The organism is Shinella sp. GW821-FHT11G07, from assembly GCF_058808115.1.
This window is the reverse complement of record NZ_JBXARJ010000004.1, coordinates 92,255-110,828: the sequence shown is the minus strand read 5'-3', so window position 1 is coordinate 110,828 and position 18,574 is coordinate 92,255. Positions and strand designations below refer to the sequence as shown.

The window sequence follows — 18,574 nt, the reverse complement described above, 5'->3', positions numbered from 1 at the left end:
CTCATGATCAAGAAAACGCCGAACCCAATCGACATCTTTGTCGGATCCCGCGTGCGCCTGCGCAGGCTGATGGTCGGCATGAGTCAGGAGGCGCTCGCCGACCGGCTGGGCGTGACCTTCCAGCAGGTACAGAAGTACGAGAAGGGCACCAACCGCATCAGCGCCAGCCGTCTCCAGGCGATCTCGGATGTTTTCCGCGTGCCGCCGAGCTTCTTCTTCCAGGATGACGAAAACGCCATACCGACGGCAGGCGTCGCGCACGAGACCGGCGACGTTTCCACCTTCGTTTCCTCCAAGGAAGGCCTGGATCTCAACCGCGCGTTCCTGAAGATCGGAGATTCGGGCGTGCGCAAGTCGATCATCGCCCTTGCGACCGCACTTTCCAAGGCAAGTGCCGAACAGGCAGGCGAGCGCGCAGACAACGCACCGGAATTGCGGGTCTGATCCCAAATGCCGGCACGGCTGCAGACGCTTGGCCATCTGCGCCTGCTCGACGAGGGCGGTGACGAGATCGTCTTTCCCGAAAAGGCGCTTCTGATCCTCTGCTATCTCCAGACGCGCGGCATAAGCGAAATGCCGCGTGTTGATGCTGCCGGCCTCTTCTGGGACGACGCCAACAGTTCGGCGGCCTTCGCCAACCTGCGACAGACCATTTCCCGCGCGCAGAAGCGCCAGCGGGAACTCGGCCGGACCTACCTCATTTTCACCGACACAACGATCACGCTTGGACCGGAGCCGATCACCAGCGATGTCGAACAGGTCCGCGACGGCGCAAGCCTGAACCTGCTTGCCGGCCTTCTGACCGAAGATTTCCTGAAACAGATCAGGCCAGGCAACCGGACACTTACAAGCTGGATTGCGCTGCAAAGGGCAGCCCATGCCGCCCTGCTGCGCGCCGCCCTGCTCGATGGCAAGGCATCCGAGGGCGCAACACGCCAAGCGCGCTCAGCCGCCGCCCTTCGCCTGCTCGAAAGCAATCCGGACGATGACGATGTCCGCGCCGTTCTGACGGGCCGACCGGCCGTTTCCACGAGCCTGATGACCTTCCCGCAGTCCACCCGGATACTCACACCGGAGGAAGTCGACATCACGCTGCCGCGGCAAAACCCGCCGCGCGTCGTGCTGCTGCCGCCTGTAACGACACTCACCGCGAGAGCCGCCGCCCGCTTTTCCGAAGCCCTGATCGAGGACGTGACGATCGGGCTCTGCGCGCTGCGCTCCATTTCGATCATTGCGCCGCATACCGCCGCGCAGATTTCGCTCCAGGCAGACCGGGCGACCACCTACGAGCGCCACAAGATCAGCTACATCCTCGAAACGAGGCTGCGCGACGAGGGCGACCACCATACGCTGTTTGCCCAGCTGATCTTCTTCGGCAGCGACGAGGTGATCTGGGCCGAGCGTTTTCCGCTGACGGCAGAGGGGCTTGCCCGCTCGCGACAGACGATTGCCCGCCAGATCGCCGGCGCGATCGCTACGGAAGTCGAGCGCAACGAACTCGTGCGCGGCGACTATGAACACGACGCCAATGCCTATCGCAGCTTCCTTGTCGGGCAGGGACAGCTCAAGAATCTCGACCTGCGTGACATCCGCCGCGCCCGCAAGAGCTTTCGCGAGGCCCTGCAGGCCAGCAGCGGTTTCGCCCCGGCGATCGGCGGGCTGGCGCGCAGCTATTTCCTCGAATGGCTGGTGACGGCGCGTGGCGACCAGGATCTGCTCCGACAGGCCGAACTCCACGCCGAGCAGGCCATACGCGCCGACGATCGCCTGCCTTCCGGCTACCGCGAGCTCGGCGTCGTCAAGCTCTATGCCCGCCAGTTCGATGAAAGTGCTGCCTATCTCGACCGCGCCGAAGCGCTGAGCCCGCACTATGCCAACGTGATCGCGAGCTATGCCGACACGCTGGTGCAAGCATCGCGACCGGATGTCGGTTTGCAGAAGATCGAACATGCGATCGAGTTGAACCCGCTGCCGCCGGACGAATATTTCTGGACCGCGGCCGGCGCGGCCTACTCACTCGGCAGATATGAGGAAGCCCTCGCCTACATCACGCGGATGAAGGACAAGGACCCTGTCCATCGCCTCGCGGCCGCATGCTGGGCCATGCTGGGCGACCTCAAGAAAGCGCGGCTGTTCGTGCGCCGCACCTACGATATCAACCCGAACTTCGATTTCGAAGCATGGATGGCTGTCGTGCCCATCAAGGAAGAGTGGCACAGGCAGCACTATCGTGACGGTCTAAAAAAAGCAGGTTTCTGACAACACGCATTCAACAAGGAGAGAAATGACATGGCCAGAATAGTAGTACTCGGCATCACGGGCGAAGATGGACTCTGGGTCGCCGACCTCGATGCCGGAACGATCTCGCAGGCCCCCGCGCCGACGAGCGGTGATCTCAAAAAGGCGGACGACCTGCGCAAAACGGGCGCCTCCGTCATCAAGGGCGTCAATTTTGCTGCACTTGCGACGTCAGTCGACGCCGTGTCCGGCGGCTTCCTCGACGTTTCCGGTGGGTTCCTCGATGTTTCCGGCGGTTTCCTGGACAACTGAGCAGTGACCTCTTACTCGGACCGTATCTGCGGTCCCGAGCAGACCTGGAGCCGGATCGAGGCACTCTTGCCTCGGTTCGGCGTCACACGCCTTTCCCGGCTTACGGGATTGGACCGGGTCGGCATTCCGGTCTGGAACGCCGTCAGCCCCAATGCCCGTTCGATCGTCATCAATCAGGGCAAGGGCATCACCGATATCGACGCAAAGGTCTCCGCCGCCATGGAGGCGCTCGAGCGGGCCATCGCGGGTGAACCGCTGGTGCCTGTTCGCAAGGCATCGCGTCGCGACTTTGCCACGGAGGGCGATACCTGCCTGCCGCTCGACATCTTTGTCGCCGCCAACCAGGCCTTCTTGACGGAAGACGAGGCACTCGAATGGTTTGCCGGTCATGATATCGTCACGGGCGAACGCGTCTGGGTGCCACGCGCCGCCGTGTGCCTCGACCGGACCGATACTGCGCCACGCTTCTGGCAATCCTCCGACGGCCTCGCCTCCGGCAACAGCGAGACCGAAGCCATCCTGCACGGCCTGCTTGAACGCATCGAGCGGGATGCCGACCGCCTCTGGCGTCTGCTGCCCCGCGCAAAGCGGCTCGCAACCGCCATCGACCCGACGGCCCTTGCCGACCCGCTCGTCGATACCCTTGTGGCCCGCTTCCAGCATGCCGGGCTAGAACTGCGTGTCTTCGATGTTACCAGCGACATCGCCATTCCGACCTATGCTGCCGTGCTGGGCGATGCCGGCCTTCTCGAAAAGAAACAGCCGCTCTTCCACGATGCAACGATCGGCTACGGCACGCATCCGGCCGCCGCGCGCGCCGCCATCCGGGCGCTGACAGAAGTCGCCCAGTCGCGCCTGACCTATATCAGCGGTGCGCGGGACGATCTTTTTGCAGAGACCTTCGCGCGCCCTCTCGCGGCGGAGACGCTTGCGCTGTTCGAATCATCGCCCGCCCCGGCAAAAACCTACACCGCACCGCAGGGCGACGCCGCGGCCCTTCTCGCCCATTGCCTGGAGCAGCTTGCGGCATCCGGTATATCGCAGGTGATCGCCGTCCCCCTCGGCGACGCTTCGCTTCCCATTTCCGTGGTCAAGGTGGTCGCGCCCGCGCTCGAAAATCCGGAAGGCGCGCGCCGTCACGCCCTTGGGTCCCGCGCGCTGTCCCGCATGTTGTTCGGCACGCCATGAACGTTCTCTTCGTCGGCCCCAGCCTTCCCGATGCCACCGCGTTCTGCGGCGATGCAATCCATGTCCGCCCTCCCGCCGCGCATGGTGACGTGTTGCGCGCGGTGAGAAGCGGCGCAACGGCGATCGGCATCATCGACGGTAATTTCGAGCATGTGGCGCCCGTCTGGCACAAGGAAATCCTCCATGCACTCGATCAGGACGTGGCGGTTTTCGGCGCGGCCAGCATGGGGGCCTTGCGTGCGGCCGAATGTGATGCCTTCGGGATGATCGGTGTCGGGCGCATCTACGAGGACTACGCCGCCGGCCGCCGGGTGGATGATGCGGATGTCGCGCTTCTGCACGGCCCTGCCGAGCTCGGCTATCCCGCACTTTCCCTTCCGCTCGTCAATGTCGATGCCACGCTGGACCAGCTGGAGAAGCTTGATAAGTCTACCATATCAACCCTTCGTGATATTGCGGCGGCGCTTTTTTACAAGGACAGAACCTGGCCTGCGATCATCAAATCAGCGGGAATGGCGGAAGATCGCGCCGAGGTCCTACAACTTCTCCACGCAGCAACCTTGAACCAGAAGCGCGCGGACGCGCTCGCCCTTGTCCGTGCAATGGTGGATTTCACCTCGCAAACGCCTGCAAAACGCGGGGACTGGTCGTTCAGGGCAACGACACTTTGGCGATCCGTCGCCGATCAACCGGAAACGCAATAGAACGTGCAATTTCCCATTCCGCGTGTGTCACGCCTGAGTCACGCGCAGAGCCCGAGAGTCACGCCTATACTCGCTGCCAGGGGTACAGAGTGAGCGTTGCTCCGGGGGCAAGGACATGAACATCAATACCATTGAAGTGGAAGACCGCGGTACGGAACTGCTGGCGCTTGCGCGACTCGTCGCGTTTGCGCTGGAATCGGCCAAATCGCTGGATGCCGAAGTCGTTGAATTCTGCCTGGACAAGGCGCTGAGGGCGGTGCTGGACCAGATCGACGAACCATCCCGCATGATGCTGACATCCAGTGACATCATGCTGATGAATCGTTCGGCACTCTGCTGAACGAACGAGATCGGCCGGTCCGCCGGCCGAAGCCAAACCGCCGCCCTCCTCCGCGGCGCTGATCGTGCGTGCGGCCCGAACCTGCGGGCCGCCGCCGATCTTCGAGATCCATAGCCCGACACGCCGTCCATCCAGCCCGCGCGCTGGAAATGGCGATCCGGTCTTTTCCCGGCAGCCAGGAACCGTTACGCAGGAGCCGCAAGACGGCCATTCCGGCGTCTGGAACGGAGAACGGCATGTTCGGTCCCAAGGCCATCACCCCCGACAGGGCGCTCCACACCCTGACACATCGGGCGAGAGCGGTGGTCAAGACACGTCGGTCTGCATAGGCCGTGAACGCGCTTGCAGCCTATGGCGGCCTTTTCTTTGCGGCATTCGTCGCCGCGACAATCCTGCCTGCCCAGTCCGAGGCCGTGCTCGCCGGCTTGCTGGCGACCGGCCGCCATTCGCCGGAAATCCTGGTCCTCGTCGCCGGCATCGGCAATGTGCTCGGCTCCGTCGTCAACTGGCTGCTCGGCCGCAGCGTCGAGCGCTTCCGCGATGCCCGCTGGTTCCCCGTCAGTGCGAAAAACCTCGACCGCGCAGGACAATGGTATCGCAGATATGGCTGGTGGAGCCTGCTTCTGAGCTGGCTGCCTTTCATCGGCGATCCCTTGACGGTGGCGGCCGGTATCATGCGCGAACCGTTCCCGCGCTTCCTGCTCGTCGTCGCCATCGCCAAATTCGGCCGCTACATCGTGCTCGCCGCGCTCGTCCTGCACTGGTTCTGAATTTTTTTCACCGGCGATGGAATGAGAGCCACGCAGCGCTCGTATATTGGGACATGAACGGAAAGACACCCGGCTTCAATGTGATCGGACAGCTTGCGGCGCTTCGGCGCTATGCGCTCTCGCTCGTCCGCAATCCGGACGAAGCGGAAGACCTTGTGCATGACGCGCTGGTGAAGGCCTATGAGCGCCAGTCCACCTTCCGCACCGGCGCGAATGTGCGCAACTGGCTGATGTCGATCCTGCACAATGCCCATATCGACCGCCTGCGCCAACGGCACTCGCAAAAGCGTCGCCATGACGCTGCCGCCGAGGTGGCGGAAACATCCGTGCCGGCAAATCAGGATCATTCGGTGCGCCTGACGCAGTTGCGCAATGCCTTCTTCGCCCTGCCGGAGGAGCAGCGCGAAGCCCTGCACCTCGTCGCCATCGAAGAGCTTTCCTACCAGGAAGCCGCCGACACGCTCGGCATCCCGGTCGGCACGCTGATGTCGCGGGTCGCCCGCGCCCGCCAACGGCTGCGGGCCTTTGAACAGAACGGCGCTACCACGCCTGTCACGCATCTCAAGATCGTCGGAGGCACTGACGATGACAAGCAATGATCCCATCATCGAATCCGATCTCAACGCCTATGTCGACGACCAGCTCGCCGTCGGCCGGCGCATCGAGGTAGAGGCCTATCTTTCGGAACGGCCGGAGGTCGCCGCCCAGATCATGAAGGATCTTCGCGTGCGCGACGAGTTGCGCCTGGCGCTTGCCGACCACCGCACGGTGACCCGGCAGGCAACGCGCGAAGCCGCGCGCCTGCTGGAACGCGCGCTGTCGCGCCGCCGCATCTTCTCGGTCTTCCGCCGCGCCGCCACCATCGCGCTTTTTGTTGCCGCCGGCTGGACCGCGCATGCGACGCTCGGGCCGTTCGGCGCAACTGAGGTCATTGCCTCGACGCCACCGCCGGCCTTTGTCGAAGAGGCCGTCAGGGCGCACAAGACGACGCTGCTGCGCGACTCCATGGCTTCGCAGCCCGAAATCGAAATCTTCGATCCGGCCGAAATCCGCTCGGCGACGGCCATCGTGCTGCCAAACCTGCCGAAGGGCTGGACCGTGGTCGACACCCAGGTCTTCCCCTCCGCCTACGGCCCGAGCGTCGAGCTGGTGCTGGAGCCGCGCAAGGACGAACGCCTGTCGCTTTTTGCCGTGCGCCCCGGCTCGTTTGCCGTGCAGCACGTCCTGCTCTTCCACGCCGACAATGCCAGGGCCGCCTACTGGCAGATCGGCGAGGTCGCCTATGCGCTGGTATCGGAAAGTCTAAAGGCCGACGACCTGGCGGAAACCGCGCGGGATCTCTCGCGCACGCTTTACTGATCAACCGTTCCACCGAAGGAGACCCATGATGGAACCCGTACAACAGCGATTTGGCTACGGCGCGAAGGCGCAGTCGGCCGCCCTCTTCGACGAGGGTCTGCGCCAGCATATGCTGCGCGTCTACAACTACATGGGCGCAGGCCTGGTCATCACCGGCCTCGTCGCCTTCATCGTCGGCTCGACGCCGGCCCTCTACGTGCCGATCTTCTCGTCCCCGCTGAAGTGGGTCGTGATGCTGGCGCCGCTCGCCTTCGTCTTCTTCTTCTCGTTCAAGATCCAGACGATGTCGGCCAGCACGGCACAGATGATGTTCTGGGCCTTCTGCGCCGTGATGGGCCTGTCGCTCGCCTCGGTGTTCCTCGTCTTCACTGGCACAAGCATCGCGCGCACCTTCTTCATCGCGGCCTCGATGTTCGGCACGACAAGCCTTTACGGCTACGTGACGAAGCGTGACCTGTCGAAGTTCGGCTCGTTCCTGATCATGGGCCTGATCGGCGTCGTCATCGCCTCGATCGTCAACATCTTCCTCGGTTCGAGCGCGCTGCAGTTCGCGATTTCCGTGATCGGCATCGTCGTGTTCGTCGGCCTCACCGCCTGGGACACGCAGAACATCAAGGAACAGTATGCCGAAAACATCGACCAGGAATCGCAACAGAAGATGGCCGTGTTCGGTGCGCTTTCGCTCTACCTGAACTTCGTCAACATCTTCCAGCTGCTGCTGAATTTCACCGGCGAGCGCGAATAGTTTTCGCACTGATTTCAAAGGAAACGGCGGGGCAAAACCCCGCCGTTTCTGTTTGTGCGCACCGCAACAAAACGTGAGTAAAAACTTACATATTTTACCGTGTTGACAAATCGCCCCGTAGCGTCTTTGCTTAAGGCATTCACCAGGGGGGTCCCGACAAGGGGCTGAGATTCTGCTAGCTTTCGCAGCGCAGTGACCCGTTGAACCTGATCCAGTTCATACTGGCGTAGGGACGGTGCAAGCGCTGTTTTGACAGGTGGTCCGACGTCCGGATTCCGTGTCGGCGTCTTTCCATCATTCCGGCTCTAGGACTGGGTCTCCAAACGAAAACTTGGAGCCTCACGATGAATATTGCCGCCCAGAAGCTTACCCCCACCGTCACCACCGGCGCCCTGCCCGCCTCGCGCAAGATCCACATCGCCGGCGAGCAGCATCCGCATATCCGCGTGCCGATGCGCGAGATTTCCCTGCACCCGACCTCCGGCGAGCCGCCGGTCGTGGTCTACGACGCCTCCGGCCCCTACACCGACCCCAACCATGTCGTTGCCATCGAGGCCGGCCTGCCGCGCCTGCGCGAAACCTGGGTCGCAGCCCGTGGCGACACCGTGGGTTACGAGGGCCGCCATATCCGCCCGGAGGACAACGGCTTTGCCACCGGCGAACGACTGACGCCGGAATTCCCCGTCCGCAACCATCCGCGCCGGGCGACGGACGGCAAGGCGGTGACCCAGCTTGCCTATGCCCGCGCCGGTATCGTTACTCCGGAAATGGAATTCATCGCCATCCGCGAAAACCTCGGCCGCAAGGCGGTGAAGGACGCCCTTGTCCGTGACGGTGAGAGTTTTGGCGCCCACATTCCGGATTTCGTCACGCCGGAATTCGTCCGCCAGGAAGTCGCAAGCGGCCGTGCCGTCATCCCCGCCAACATCAACCATCCGGAAGCCGAGCCGATGATCATCGGCCGGAATTTTCTGGTGAAGATCAACGCCAATATCGGCAATTCCGCCGTCACCTCCTCCATGGCGGAGGAGGTCGAGAAGATGGTCTGGGCGATCCGCTGGGGTGCGGATACCGTCATGGATCTCTCCACCGGCCGCAACATCCACAACATCCGCGAATGGATCATCCGCAATTCACCCGTACCGATCGGCACCGTGCCGCTCTACCAGGCGCTGGAAAAGGTCAATGGCATTGCCGAGGACCTGACCTGGGAAGTCTACCGCGACACGCTGATCGAACAGGCCGAGCAGGGCGTCGACTATTTCACCATCCACGCCGGCGTGCGCCTTCCCTACATCCCGCTCACCGTCAACCGCGTTACCGGCATCGTCTCGCGCGGCGGCTCGATCATGGCCAAGTGGTGTCTGCATCACCATCGCGAGAGCTTCCTGTACGAGCATTTCGAGGAAATCTGTGACATCTGCCGCGCCTATGACGTCACCTTCTCGCTCGGCGACGGCCTGCGCCCCGGCTCGATTGCCGACGCAAACGACGCCGCGCAATTCGCCGAACTGGAGACACTCGGCGAACTGACAAAGATCGCCTGGGCGAAGGACTGCCAGGTCATGATCGAAGGCCCCGGCCATGTGCCGATGCACAAGATCAAGGAGAACATGGACAAGCAGCTGCAGGTCTGCGGCGAGGCCCCGTTCTACACGCTTGGGCCGCTGACGACCGACATCGCTCCCGGCTACGACCACATCACGTCGGGCATCGGTGCGGCGATGATCGGCTGGTTCGGCACGGCCATGCTCTGCTACGTCACGCCGAAGGAGCATCTCGGCCTGCCGGATCGCAACGACGTGAAGGTCGGCGTCATTACCTACAAGATCGCGGCGCATGCCGCCGACCTTGCCAAGGGCCATCCGGCAGCAAAACTGCGCGATGACGCGCTGTCGCGTGCCCGCTTCGAGTTCCGCTGGGAGGACCAGTTCAACCTCTCGCTCGACCCGGAAACGGCGCGGTCCTTCCACGACGAGACGCTGCCGAAGGAAGCGCACAAGGTCGCGCATTTCTGCTCGATGTGCGGCCCGAAATTCTGCTCCATGCGCATCTCGCACGACATTCGCGCCGAGGCGCAGAAGGAGGGGCTGGAGGCAATGGCCGCAAAGTTCCGCGAGGGCGGTGATCTCTACATGCCGCTCGGTCAAACGCCGGCCGGAGAATGACCATGCGCGTTCTCGTCAAGGGGGCCGGCGTTGCCGGTCTGACGGTCGCCTGGCAGCTCTATCGCCACGGCTTCGACGTCACGATCGCAGAGCACGCCGGAAAAGTCGGCACCGGCGCCTCCGGTTTTGCCGGCGGCATGCTGGCGCCGTGGTGCGAGCGGGAAAGTGCCGAGGAACCCGTGCTGACCCTCGGGCGCATGGCCGCCGACTGGTGGGAGGCCGCCCTGCCTGGCCATGTGCACCGTCGTGGCACTCTGGTCGTCGCCGGCGGCCGCGATGCCGGCGAACTCGACCGTTTTGCCGGCCGCACCAGCGGCTGGGAATGGCTGGACGATGCAGGGATCTCGGCTCTCGAGCCGGATCTCGCCGGCCGTTTCCGCAAGGCGCTGTTCTTCCGGCAGGAGGCGCATCTCGATCCTCGCAAGGCGCTTTCCGCGTTGACCGCAGGCCTTGAAGAGGCGCGCATGCGTTTCCTCTTCGGCGCAGCCGGCGAACCAGCCCGCTACGATCGGGTGATCGACTGCACGGGTGCTGCCCGAATCGGCCGCCTTCCGAACCTTCGGGGCGTGCGCGGAGAAATGCTGTCGCTCGAAAGCGACGAGATAACCCTCTCCCGCCCCGTCCGCCTGCTGCATCCACGCCATCCGATCTACATCGTGCCGCGCGACAAGGGCCGCTTCATGGTCGGCGCGACCATGATCGAAAGCGAGGATACCGGCCCCATCACCGCCCGTTCGCTGATGGAGTTGCTCAATGCCACATACGCGCTCCACCCCGCCTTCGGGGAAGCGCGGCTTGTGGAAACAGGCGCAGGCGTGCGTCCAGCCTACCCCGAAAACCTGCCGCGTGTGACGGAAGACGGTGACACTCTTCACGTCAATGGCTTCTACCGGCACGGCTTTCTGCTCGCCCCTGCCATGGCGGGCGAGGTTGCACGGCGGCTTCTGGCAGAACAGAGACAACCGGAAAGGCGGGCATCATGACCTTCATCATCAATGGCGAGGAACAGCAGGTTGCGGCCGCCACACTCGCCGACCTGCTCTCCACCCTCGACTACGAGGGCGAATGGCTGGCGACGGCGGTGAACGGTGAGCTGGTGCACCGCGAGGATCGCGCCGGCTTCACGCTCGGAGACCGTGACCGCATCGAAATCCTGTCGCCCATGCAGGGAGGCTGATATGCTGAAACTCTATGATATCGAGGTTCAATCCCGCCTGCTGCTCGGCACCGCGCGTTATCCGTCTCCCGCCATTCTGGCCGAGGCGGTGCGGCGCTCCAAAACGGAAATCGTCACCGTATCGCTGCGCCGGGAGACGTCCGGCGGCAAGGCGAGCGGCGCCTTCTTCGAGCTGATCCGTGAGCTCGGCGTGCGCGTATTGCCCAACACTGCCGGCTGCCACAGCGTGCAGGAGGCCGTGCTGACGGCGAAGATGGCGCGGGAGGTTTTCCGCACCGACTGGATCAAGCTGGAGGTGATCGGCCATCACGATACGCTGCAGCCCGATGTCTTCGGCCTCGTCGAGGCGGCCAGCATCCTGAGTGGTGAAGGTTTTCAGGTCTTTCCCTACACGACCGACGATCTCGTCGTGGCGGAAAAGCTGCTGGAAGCCGGCTGCCGGGTGCTCATGCCCTGGTGCGCGCCGATCGGCTCGGCCATGGGGCCGGTCAATCCGATGGCGCTGCGCACGTTCCGCGCGCATTTTCCCGATGTGCCGCTGATCGTCGACGCCGGCATCGGCCGCCCCTCGCACGCCGCCCAGGTCATGGAACACGGCTACGATGCCGTGCTCCTCAACACTGCCGTCGCCGGCGCCGGCGATCCGGCCGCCATGGCCGAAGCCTTCGCGCTTGCCATCGCCGCCGGCCACCTCGCCCATGCTGCTGTCCCGCTCGAGCCGCGCGACATGGCCGTTCCCTCCACCCCCGTCATCGGAAAGGCCGTCTTCTCATGAAGCTCGACCCGTTCTACCTCATCGTCGACAGCGCCGACTGGATCGAGCGCCTCGTGCCGGTCGGCGTGAAACTCGTGCAGCTGCGCATGAAGGATTTGCCGGAGGACCGGCTACGCGCGGAAATCCGGCGCGCAAAAACGATCTGCGCCGAACACGGCTGCCAGCTGATCATCAACGACTACTGGCGGATCGCCATCGAGGAAGGCTGCGATTTCGTGCATCTCGGCCAGGAGGATCTGGTTGCAGCCGATCTCGCCGCCATCCGCGCCGCCGGCATGAAACTCGGCCTTTCCACCCATGACGAGGCCGAACTCGAAACCGCGCTGGCGGAAAAACTCGATTATGTGGCGTTGGGGCCGGTCTGGCCGACGATCCTGAAAAAGATGAAATGGGCACCGCAGGGCGTCGAACGGCTCAGGGACTGGAAAACACGCATCGCCCCCCTTCCCCTCGTCGCCATCGGCGGCCTGAACCCGGATCGCCTCTCCGCCGTCTTCGAAAACGGTGCCGACAGTGCGGCCGTGGTAACCGACATCACGCTCAATGCCAATCCGGAGGCCCGCACGCGCGAATGGATCGAGCGTACTGCACGGTGGCGCTGATCAAAGCTTCCAGAGGCGCCTGGCATTGTCCGCCAAGACGCGCGCCTTGTCCTCCAGGCTGACGCCGGAGAGCAGGGCCTGCGTCGCGCCGATCCAGGTGGAAAGCCCGCCGCCGAGCGTGCAGACCGGCCAGTCGCTGCCCCAGACCATGCGGTCGAAACCGAAACTGTCGGCCACATGGGTAAAATAGGGTTTGAGATCCTCCAGCGTCCAGTTTTCCGCGCCATAGGCCGGAATGCCGGAGAGTTTCACCGTCACGTTCGGCCGGCGCGCGATTTCGGCGACCGGTCTCTTCCACACATCAAAACCACCACCCTTGATGTCTGGCACGCCGCAATGGTCGAGCACGAAGGAGACATCAGGGGCGAGATCGGCCAAGGCGATCGCCTTTTCGATCTGGTGCGGCAAGACGCAGAGATCGAAGTTAAGCCCAGTGCCTGCAAGGCGCTTGATATTCTCGCGGAAAAGCGCGCCCTCGGAAACATCGTCCGGCACGACGTGCAGCACACGGCGGAAACCGCGCACGAAGGGATTGGCACGCACCGTTTCGAGATAGGCCGGGAAATCCGGCGCCTCCGGCCGGCAGGCGGCTATGGCGCCGACGAGCAGACTGCCTTCCTCTCGCGCAAGCGCTTCGACCACTTCTGTTTCCCGCGGAATGTCGCTCTCCGCGACATCGACTTCCATATGCAAAGCGGCGACGATACCGACCCTGCGCGCTTCGCGCGCATAGATCTCCTGCGTGAAGTCAGCATCGAGCGTCGGCACGCTGGCGAGCCAGGGATAAGTGAGCCGATCCCGGTAGATGAGATGCAGGTGTGTATCGATGATCATCCGGGCCTCCTCCAAGGATGGCGAAGACTGCCACATAAGAATGATCCATTCAAATACGAATTGCCGATCTGATTGAGTCTCACCCTTCCAATCCCGCGCCGCCCCACTAGTTCTCCCTGCAGGCATAGGAGAAACACGATGAAGATCAGCGCACGCAACCGCCTCAAGGGCAAGGTCGTCGAAGTCGTTCTCGGCGCAACCACCGCCCATGTCCGTATCGATGTCGGCGGCTCGATCATCACCGCGGCGATCACCAACGATGCGGTGAACGATCTCGGCCTTGCCGCCGGACAGGAGGCCTATGCGGTGATCAAGGCATCAGACGTGATGGTCGCCATCGACGATTAGTTGTCGATCTTCTTGCACATATGCACTTGGCCGGTCTCGTAATCGCCCTTCTGCGGCGGTGCGATCGGCTTGAAAAGTGTACGATCCGGCTTGACGTCGATGAGCGGCGTGCCGTCGAGGCAGTCGAGACCACGTACGAAGAGATGATTTCCCTCGATCTTCTCCAAGGCGACGATCGACGTACCGATCGGATTGGGCCTGACGGGCGAGCGGAGCGAAAAGGTGCCGTGCACCTCGCCATTCGAGGCCGGGCTTTGCAGCACGAGGTCGCGGCGCGACTGGTGCAGCCAATAGAGCACTTCGAGCCGCTCGAAGCGCTCGACACCCGCAAGGGCCTGCACCCAGGGCTCGAAAATCTCGATCGTGCAAACCGGCCCGTCATGACGCCCCTGCCGCGGCGTTTCCATGCGCGAGGTCCAAGGCGTCGAAATCCGGCCGATGAAGACGAGTTCCGCATCCACGGTGGCTGGTGGTGTGACCACGACCTCGTTTTGACGAATTTCGTTCAGCCGGACCATGCAAATCTCCATCGCTATATTCTTTAAGATACGACGATAACGGCTGCCGAAATCTTTTTAAAGATATAAATCTCGATATATCTTGATTTTCGATATATCGAGATTTATATCGGCAACATGAGACACAGAATGGGATGCGGCCCTCACCGCCACTTTTCACCGCCCGACGATCACTCGGGTCCCCACCACCGCGGCCGGCACCATGGCCCTGGCCGAGGCGGCCGCCATGGCGGGCGCCTGTTCGACTATGGCGAACTGCGCCTGCTGCTGCTTGCCATCATCGCGGATGCGCCGAGCCACGGCTATGAGCTGATCAAGACCGTCGAAGACCGCTTCGGCGGCAGCTACACCCCTAGCCCGGGCGTCATCTACCCGACGCTCTCCTGGCTCGACGACATGGGTTATGCCGTGATCGAACCGGCGGAAGGCGGGCGCAAGCGCTACAGCATCACGCCGGAGGGAAAAGCCTTTCTCTCCGCCAACCGCGCTGCGATCGACGAACTCATGGCCCGCGCCGGCAAGGGGCCGGGAGGTCGCGAAGGCGTACCGGCACCGGTCGTGCGCGCCATGGAAAACCTGAAACTCGCCATGCGGCTGCGCCTGCGTGGCGGAGACCTGAGCGAAGAGGCAGCGGAAGCCATTGCCGCCGCGCTCGATCTTGCTGCAAAAACCGTGGAGAAGAGCTGATGACGACTGCCAGCAAAACCGCCATTCCGACCGAGCATGCCAGCCGCTACCTGCAGCAGCTCTGCAAACACTTTGCCCACAAGCGGCCGGTGACCTTCGATGAACAGGCCGGAGAAATTTCCTTTTCGGTCGGCGATTGCCGGCTGAAGGCGGACGGCAGCGCGCTGCATATCGATCTCACCGCACCGAGCGCGGACGACATGGAGCAGTTGAAGGACGTGGTCATCCGCCACCTCGTCCGCTTCGCCTTCCGCGAAGAACTCGCCGTCGACTGGCAGGATGCCTGATCAGCCGGCGCCGGCAGCTTCCGAGTTCTGCCGGCGCCAGTCCGTTGGCGAAAGCCCCATGCGCTTGCGGAAGAAACGGGAAAAATAGGCCGGGTCCTCGAAGCCGATCTCCCGGCCGATATCCTCCATCGGGCGAATGGTAAAGCGCAACAGGCGCTTGGCCTCCAGCAGGCGCCGTTCCAGCACCATCTCCTTCACCGTCTGGCCGAAGACGGTGCGCGCCGCCTTGTCGAGCAGGTGCGGCGTCGTCGCCAGCCGCTCGACATAGTGCGCGACCGGCCAGTCCTCGCGGTAATGGCGATCGATCGCCCGGCGCAGGTCCAGCCCCAGCGCCACCACAGGTGATGCCGCCTCAAAGCCGACATTGCCGCCGAGACGAGCCATCAGCGACAGCACGGCGCCGACGAGGCTTGCCAGCATCCGCTCGCTGGCTGCGGCGCCGCCGCGATATTCCTCCATCACCATGTCGAGCAGCGCGCCGATCCGGCTCCAGCCCGGCGCACCTGCTTCGCCGGCGATGAGCACCGGTGCGTCGAGCGCAAGATCGACCTGCGGCCCAATGGCCCGCAGCAGGTCGTCCGAAATCGAAACGACAATGGCATCCGACTGTTCGCCGACATCGAATCCATGCACCACATTGCTCGGCACGAAGCTGATCGCCGGAGCGGAAAAATTCCAAGTGCGATCTTCGACCTGATAACGCCCTCCCCCGGCGAACCAAAAGGTGAGCTGCCCCATAAATGGATGTTTGTGCGGCGCGACGCGGCCGAAATGCAGGCTTTTTCGCTCCATGACGGTTTCGACGTGCAGGAAGCCGACGTCGAGCGCGCGGCTCGGCTCGCCATAGACAAAGAAGGTGGGGACGTCGCTGCGGTCCGTCATGCCGGAAAAAGTACCAGCGAATTGCCCGATTTGTCCATGGCCACGCCCGCCTCTCCGACTTAGCGTTCGTCAGGATTTTGAGGAGGATCACCATGCGTGCGGAAGACCATCGTAGCGACAAGACCCGGCCGTTCACCGGCGCCGAATATCTCGCGAGCCTGAGGGACGGGCGCGAGGTCTATATCAACGGCGAGCGTATCGCCGACGTCACGACCCACCCCGCGATGCGCAATTCGGCGCGCTCCATCGCCCGCATGTACGATGCCCTGCATGACCCGAAGCGTCAGGAACGACTGACATCTCCCACCGACACCGGTTCCGGCGGCTACACGCACAAATATTTCCGCGTCGCCCATTCCGCGGCCGATCTCGTCGCGCAGCAGGGCGCCATCGCCGACTGGGCGCGCATGTCCTATGGCTGGATGGGCCGCACGGCGGACTACAAGGCCGCGCTGATGAACACGCTCGGCGCCAACGCAGACTGGTACGGGCCGTTCAAGGACAATGCACTTTCCTGGCACAAACGCGCGCAGGAAAGCGTGCTCTTCATGAACCACGCCATCGTTAACCCGCCGATCGACCGCCACAAGCCGGCCGATGCGGTGAAGGACGTTTTCGTGCACATCACCAAGGAGACGGATGCCGGGATCTACGTCTCCGGCGCCAAGGTCGTCGCAACGTCCTCGGCGCTGACGCATTATAATTTCCTCGCCCAGAGTTCGGCGACCGTCACCGAGGACCCGTCGCTCTCCGTCATGTTCATCGTGCCGATGAATGCGCCGGGCGTGAAGATGTTCTGCCGCACCTCCTACGAACAGACGGCGAGCACCGCCGCCCACCCCTTCGACTACCCGCTCTCCTCGCGCTTCGACGAGAACGACGCGATCCTCGTGCTCGACAATGTCTTCATCCCCTGGGAGGACGTGCTGGTGCTGCGCGACGCGGCGAAAATCCTCTCCTTCCATCCGGCCTCCGGCTTCATGCACGGCTACTGCTTCCAGGGCTGCACGCGGCTTGCGGTGAAGATGGATTTTCTGGCCGGCCTGCTCGCCAAGGCCTTGCGCGCCACCGGCGGCGATGCCTTCCGCGGCAACCAGGCGATGCTCGGCGAAGTGATCGCCATCCGCCACCAGTTCTGGTCCTTCTCGAACGCCATGGCCTACAATCCCATTCCCTGGGCGAACGGGGCGGTGCTGCCGAACCTCGAAGCCGCACTTTGCTATCGCACCTTCATGTCGGAGGCCTATCCGAAGGTCATCGATATCGTGCGCCGCACGGTCGCCTCCGGCCTCATCTACCTGCCCTCCTCCGTGAAGGATTTTGCCAATCCGCAGATCGACCGCTATCTCGCGCAATATGTGCGCGGCTCGAACGACATGGGCCATATCGAGCGCATCAAGATCATGAAGCTCTTGTGGGACGCGACCGGCACGGAATTCGGCGGCCGCCATGCACTCTACGAGCTGAACTATGCCGGTGCACCGGAAGAAGTGCGCCTCCAGGTACTGAAGGGCGCCGAGCGCGGCGGACGGCTGAAGGAGATGGAAGCGCTCGTCGACCAATGCATGGCCGACTATGACGAGAGCGGCTGGACGGGGGATACCTGGCTGCCACCGCAGGGTGGCGATGCTGTCCGCGATGCGGCCGAATGAGGGCCGCGACATGGACACCCATATCTCGAAAACCGAATTCCGCAACGCGATGGCGCGGGTCTGCGCGCCCGTCAATGTGATCACCACCAAGGGAGACGCGGGTCGTGGCGGTTTTACCGCCACCGCCATGTGCTCCGTGACGGACGAACCACCGACGCTGCTCGTCTGCATGAACAGCCGGTCGGCCCAGACGCAACTGTTCATCGAGAACCAGCGTTTCTGCGTCAATGTGTTGACGCAAGAACACAAGGCGCTCGCCGCCTCTTTCGCAGGACAGCAGACGGACATGGCCGCGCGTTATGCCGATGCCGACTGGATGGACCTGCCCTCGGGCAACCAGGCGCTGGCGGACGCCATCGTCTCCTTCGATTGCCGGTTGACGGAAGCCCGGCTCGTCGGCACCCACAACATCTTCATCGGCGAGGTGGTGGACATCCGCTGCCGGCGCGACGGGCATGCACTGCTCTATTTCGATCGCAACTACGTGCATGTGCCGACGCAGACGGGAAGCTTTGGCGGCTGACACGCGACAGAAGCCTCTTGACAAACGGCCATATATTTAACACGTTAAATAAAAAGCTGCACCGGGAGGAACGATGCCGCACCTGATCGTCGAATATTCGGCCAATCTCGAAGGCCGCACCGATCTCGACGCGCTCTGCGCGGCGCTGTTGGAAACGGTGCTGGAAACCGGGCTTTTCGAGGTCGCCGCGCTGCGTGTGCGGACCCTTCGCGCCGATCACTATGCGATTGCCGATCGGCTGCCGGAAAACGCCTTTGTCGACCTCAACTTCCGGATCGGCAAGGGCCGCAGTGCGGAAGAAAAGAAACGCACCGGCGAGGCGCTCTTCGCCACGGCGAGCCGGCTGCTCGCCCCCCTCTTCGAGACGCCGCACTTCGCGCTTTCGCTGGAAATCCGCGAGATCGACGCGGAACTGAGCTGGAAGAAGAATGCCATTCATCCGCGCCTGCGCGGCAAGTAACGGGA

General features: G+C 63.3%; 24 protein-coding genes and 1 riboswitch. Of the genes, 21 read left to right on the top strand and 3 right to left on the bottom strand.

What is annotated here, in order from left to right:
• Positions 1–3: 3 nt before the first annotated feature.
• The 15 genes from AC1RT2_RS09575 to AC1RT2_RS09505 all read left to right on the top strand — a co-directional run bounded on the left by AC1RT2_RS09575 (position 4) and on the right by AC1RT2_RS09505 (position 12,378).
• A complete protein-coding gene (locus tag AC1RT2_RS09575; protein ID WP_069061004.1) occupies positions 4–444 on the top strand; it encodes a helix-turn-helix domain-containing protein in 441 nt (146 codons plus the stop codon).
• 6 nt (positions 445–450) lie between these two features.
• A complete protein-coding gene (locus AC1RT2_RS09570) occupies positions 451–2,259 on the top strand; it encodes a hypothetical protein (RefSeq protein WP_493101446.1) in 1,809 nt (602 codons plus the stop codon).
• A gap of 30 nt (positions 2,260–2,289) precedes the next feature.
• Positions 2,290–2,550: a hypothetical protein gene (locus AC1RT2_RS09565; protein WP_069061002.1), complete on the top strand. Its 261-nt coding sequence runs from the start codon at positions 2,290–2,292 to the stop codon at positions 2,548–2,550.
• Positions 2,551–2,553: 3 nt separating this feature from the next.
• On the top strand, positions 2,554–3,738 hold the full coding sequence (locus AC1RT2_RS09560; protein WP_493101444.1) for a YcaO-like family protein: 1,185 nt from the start codon (positions 2,554–2,556) through the stop codon (positions 3,736–3,738).
• On the top strand, positions 3,735–4,442 hold the full coding sequence (locus tag AC1RT2_RS09555; protein ID WP_493101442.1) for a TfuA-like protein: 708 nt from the start codon (positions 3,735–3,737) through the stop codon (positions 4,440–4,442). Before AC1RT2_RS09560 ends, AC1RT2_RS09555 begins: the two co-directional genes overlap by 4 nt.
• Positions 4,443–4,557: 115 nt before the next feature.
• Positions 4,558–4,782 (top strand): hypothetical protein, encoded by a 225-nt coding sequence (locus tag AC1RT2_RS09550; RefSeq protein WP_493101440.1) that lies wholly within the window; start codon positions 4,558–4,560, stop codon positions 4,780–4,782.
• A 332-nt stretch (positions 4,783–5,114) separates the two neighbouring features.
• The gene (locus AC1RT2_RS09545; protein ID WP_493101438.1) at positions 5,115–5,552 is read left to right on the top strand and encodes a YqaA family protein; all 438 of its coding nucleotides are present in this window, start codon (positions 5,115–5,117) and stop codon (positions 5,550–5,552) included.
• Between the two features lie 53 nt (positions 5,553–5,605).
• On the top strand, positions 5,606–6,151 hold the full coding sequence (locus AC1RT2_RS09540) for a sigma-70 family RNA polymerase sigma factor (RefSeq protein ID WP_493101436.1): 546 nt from the start codon (positions 5,606–5,608) through the stop codon (positions 6,149–6,151).
• On the top strand, positions 6,138–6,911 hold the full coding sequence (locus tag AC1RT2_RS09535; RefSeq protein ID WP_069060996.1) for an anti-sigma factor family protein: 774 nt from the start codon (positions 6,138–6,140) through the stop codon (positions 6,909–6,911). Before AC1RT2_RS09540 ends, AC1RT2_RS09535 begins: the two co-directional genes overlap by 14 nt.
• Before the next feature lie 28 nt (positions 6,912–6,939).
• Positions 6,940–7,656, top strand: a complete 717-nt coding sequence (locus tag AC1RT2_RS09530; RefSeq protein WP_069060995.1) for a Bax inhibitor-1/YccA family protein — start codon at positions 6,940–6,942, stop codon at positions 7,654–7,656.
• A gap of 134 nt (positions 7,657–7,790) precedes the next feature.
• A riboswitch (TPP riboswitch) is annotated at positions 7,791–7,907 on the top strand.
• A gap of 93 nt (positions 7,908–8,000) precedes the next feature.
• Entirely contained in the window at positions 8,001–9,824 is a 1,824-nt protein-coding gene (thiC, locus tag AC1RT2_RS09525) for a phosphomethylpyrimidine synthase ThiC (protein ID WP_493101433.1), read from the top strand.
• A 2-nt stretch (positions 9,825–9,826) separates the two neighbouring features.
• Complete coding sequence (gene thiO, locus AC1RT2_RS09520) at positions 9,827–10,807, top strand: glycine oxidase ThiO (RefSeq protein WP_493101431.1); 981 nt, start codon at positions 9,827–9,829, stop codon at positions 10,805–10,807.
• The gene (gene thiS / locus AC1RT2_RS09515; RefSeq protein WP_069060992.1) at positions 10,804–11,001 is read left to right on the top strand and encodes a sulfur carrier protein ThiS; all 198 of its coding nucleotides are present in this window, start codon (positions 10,804–10,806) and stop codon (positions 10,999–11,001) included. The genes thiO and thiS overlap by 4 nt, the downstream gene beginning before the upstream one ends.
• 1 nt (position 11,002) lies before the next feature.
• Positions 11,003–11,776, top strand: a complete 774-nt coding sequence (locus AC1RT2_RS09510) for a thiazole synthase (protein WP_493101429.1) — start codon at positions 11,003–11,005, stop codon at positions 11,774–11,776.
• The gene (locus tag AC1RT2_RS09505) at positions 11,773–12,378 is read left to right on the top strand and encodes a thiamine phosphate synthase (protein ID WP_493101427.1); all 606 of its coding nucleotides are present in this window, start codon (positions 11,773–11,775) and stop codon (positions 12,376–12,378) included. Before AC1RT2_RS09510 ends, AC1RT2_RS09505 begins: the two co-directional genes overlap by 4 nt.
• Here AC1RT2_RS09505 and AC1RT2_RS09500 read toward each other — a convergent pair whose 3' ends face one another.
• Positions 12,379–13,212 (bottom strand): amidohydrolase family protein, encoded by an 834-nt coding sequence (locus tag AC1RT2_RS09500; protein WP_493101425.1) that lies wholly within the window; start codon positions 13,210–13,212, stop codon positions 12,379–12,381.
• A 138-nt stretch (positions 13,213–13,350) separates the two neighbouring features.
• Between AC1RT2_RS09500 and AC1RT2_RS09495 the strand changes: the two genes are divergently transcribed.
• A complete protein-coding gene (locus tag AC1RT2_RS09495; protein ID WP_493101423.1) occupies positions 13,351–13,560 on the top strand; it encodes a TOBE domain-containing protein in 210 nt (69 codons plus the stop codon).
• Here the strand turns inward: AC1RT2_RS09495 and tsaA are convergent.
• On the bottom strand, positions 13,557–14,078 hold the full coding sequence (gene tsaA, locus AC1RT2_RS09490) for a tRNA (N6-threonylcarbamoyladenosine(37)-N6)-methyltransferase TrmO (RefSeq protein WP_493101421.1): 522 nt from the start codon (positions 14,076–14,078) through the stop codon (positions 13,557–13,559). The genes AC1RT2_RS09495 and tsaA overlap by 4 nt on opposite strands.
• A 129-nt stretch (positions 14,079–14,207) precedes the next feature.
• On the opposite strand from tsaA, the gene AC1RT2_RS09485 reads away from it, so the two are divergent.
• Entirely contained in the window at positions 14,208–14,765 is a 558-nt protein-coding gene (locus AC1RT2_RS09485; protein WP_493101419.1) for a PadR family transcriptional regulator, read from the top strand.
• Positions 14,765–15,052, top strand: coding sequence for a DUF2218 domain-containing protein (locus AC1RT2_RS09480; RefSeq protein ID WP_493101417.1), 288 nt, complete (start codon positions 14,765–14,767; stop codon positions 15,050–15,052). Before AC1RT2_RS09485 ends, AC1RT2_RS09480 begins: the two co-directional genes overlap by 1 nt.
• Here AC1RT2_RS09480 and AC1RT2_RS09475 read toward each other — a convergent pair whose 3' ends face one another.
• Positions 15,053–15,934 carry a helix-turn-helix domain-containing protein gene (locus tag AC1RT2_RS09475; protein ID WP_493101415.1) on the bottom strand — a complete coding sequence of 294 codons (882 nt, stop codon included), beginning with the start codon at positions 15,932–15,934 and terminating at the stop codon, positions 15,053–15,055.
• A 92-nt stretch (positions 15,935–16,026) separates the two neighbouring features.
• Between AC1RT2_RS09475 and AC1RT2_RS09470 the strand changes: the two genes are divergently transcribed.
• The 3 genes from AC1RT2_RS09470 to AC1RT2_RS09460 all read left to right on the top strand — a co-directional run bounded on the left by AC1RT2_RS09470 (position 16,027) and on the right by AC1RT2_RS09460 (position 18,569).
• Positions 16,027–17,586 carry a 4-hydroxyphenylacetate 3-hydroxylase N-terminal domain-containing protein gene (locus AC1RT2_RS09470; RefSeq protein ID WP_493101413.1) on the top strand — a complete coding sequence of 520 codons (1,560 nt, stop codon included), beginning with the start codon at positions 16,027–16,029 and terminating at the stop codon, positions 17,584–17,586.
• 10 nt (positions 17,587–17,596) lie between these two features.
• Positions 17,597–18,109 (top strand): flavin reductase, encoded by a 513-nt coding sequence (locus AC1RT2_RS09465; RefSeq protein WP_493101411.1) that lies wholly within the window; start codon positions 17,597–17,599, stop codon positions 18,107–18,109.
• Between the two features lie 73 nt (positions 18,110–18,182).
• Positions 18,183–18,569 (top strand): 5-carboxymethyl-2-hydroxymuconate Delta-isomerase, encoded by a 387-nt coding sequence (locus AC1RT2_RS09460; RefSeq protein ID WP_493101409.1) that lies wholly within the window; start codon positions 18,183–18,185, stop codon positions 18,567–18,569.
• The last annotated feature ends 5 nt before the right edge of the window (positions 18,570–18,574 follow it).

Bases quoted from the DNA above. Each gene is read 5' to 3' on its own strand.
- AC1RT2_RS09575 (WP_069061004.1), top strand. From the start codon at position 4: ATGATCAAGAAAACGCCGAACCCAATCGACATCTTTGTCGGATCCCGC.
- AC1RT2_RS09570 (WP_493101446.1), top strand. From the start codon at position 451: ATGCCGGCACGGCTGCAGACGCTTGGCCATCTGCGCCTGCTCGACGAG.
- AC1RT2_RS09565 (WP_069061002.1), top strand. From the start codon at position 2,290: ATGGCCAGAATAGTAGTACTCGGCATCACGGGCGAAGATGGACTCTGG.
- AC1RT2_RS09555 (WP_493101442.1), top strand. From the start codon at position 3,735: ATGAACGTTCTCTTCGTCGGCCCCAGCCTTCCCGATGCCACCGCGTTC.
- AC1RT2_RS09550 (WP_493101440.1), top strand. From the start codon at position 4,558: ATGAACATCAATACCATTGAAGTGGAAGACCGCGGTACGGAACTGCTG.
- AC1RT2_RS09540 (WP_493101436.1), top strand. From the start codon at position 5,606: ATGAACGGAAAGACACCCGGCTTCAATGTGATCGGACAGCTTGCGGCG.
- AC1RT2_RS09535 (WP_069060996.1), top strand. From the start codon at position 6,138: ATGACAAGCAATGATCCCATCATCGAATCCGATCTCAACGCCTATGTC.
- AC1RT2_RS09530 (WP_069060995.1), top strand. From the start codon at position 6,940: ATGGAACCCGTACAACAGCGATTTGGCTACGGCGCGAAGGCGCAGTCG.
- thiC (WP_493101433.1), top strand. From the start codon at position 8,001: ATGAATATTGCCGCCCAGAAGCTTACCCCCACCGTCACCACCGGCGCC.
- thiO (WP_493101431.1), top strand. From the start codon at position 9,827: ATGCGCGTTCTCGTCAAGGGGGCCGGCGTTGCCGGTCTGACGGTCGCC.
- thiS (WP_069060992.1), top strand. From the start codon at position 10,804: ATGACCTTCATCATCAATGGCGAGGAACAGCAGGTTGCGGCCGCCACA.
- AC1RT2_RS09510 (WP_493101429.1), top strand. From the start codon at position 11,003: ATGCTGAAACTCTATGATATCGAGGTTCAATCCCGCCTGCTGCTCGGC.
- AC1RT2_RS09505 (WP_493101427.1), top strand. From the start codon at position 11,773: ATGAAGCTCGACCCGTTCTACCTCATCGTCGACAGCGCCGACTGGATC.
- AC1RT2_RS09500 (WP_493101425.1), bottom strand. From the start codon at position 13,212: ATGATCATCGATACACACCTGCATCTCATCTACCGGGATCGGCTCACT.
- AC1RT2_RS09495 (WP_493101423.1), top strand. From the start codon at position 13,351: ATGAAGATCAGCGCACGCAACCGCCTCAAGGGCAAGGTCGTCGAAGTC.
- tsaA (WP_493101421.1), bottom strand. From the start codon at position 14,078: ATGGTCCGGCTGAACGAAATTCGTCAAAACGAGGTCGTGGTCACACCA.
- AC1RT2_RS09485 (WP_493101419.1), top strand. From the start codon at position 14,208: ATGGGATGCGGCCCTCACCGCCACTTTTCACCGCCCGACGATCACTCG.
- AC1RT2_RS09480 (WP_493101417.1), top strand. From the start codon at position 14,765: ATGACGACTGCCAGCAAAACCGCCATTCCGACCGAGCATGCCAGCCGC.
- AC1RT2_RS09475 (WP_493101415.1), bottom strand. From the start codon at position 15,934: ATGACGGACCGCAGCGACGTCCCCACCTTCTTTGTCTATGGCGAGCCG.
- AC1RT2_RS09470 (WP_493101413.1), top strand. From the start codon at position 16,027: ATGCGTGCGGAAGACCATCGTAGCGACAAGACCCGGCCGTTCACCGGC.
- AC1RT2_RS09465 (WP_493101411.1), top strand. From the start codon at position 17,597: ATGGACACCCATATCTCGAAAACCGAATTCCGCAACGCGATGGCGCGG.
- AC1RT2_RS09460 (WP_493101409.1), top strand. From the start codon at position 18,183: ATGCCGCACCTGATCGTCGAATATTCGGCCAATCTCGAAGGCCGCACC.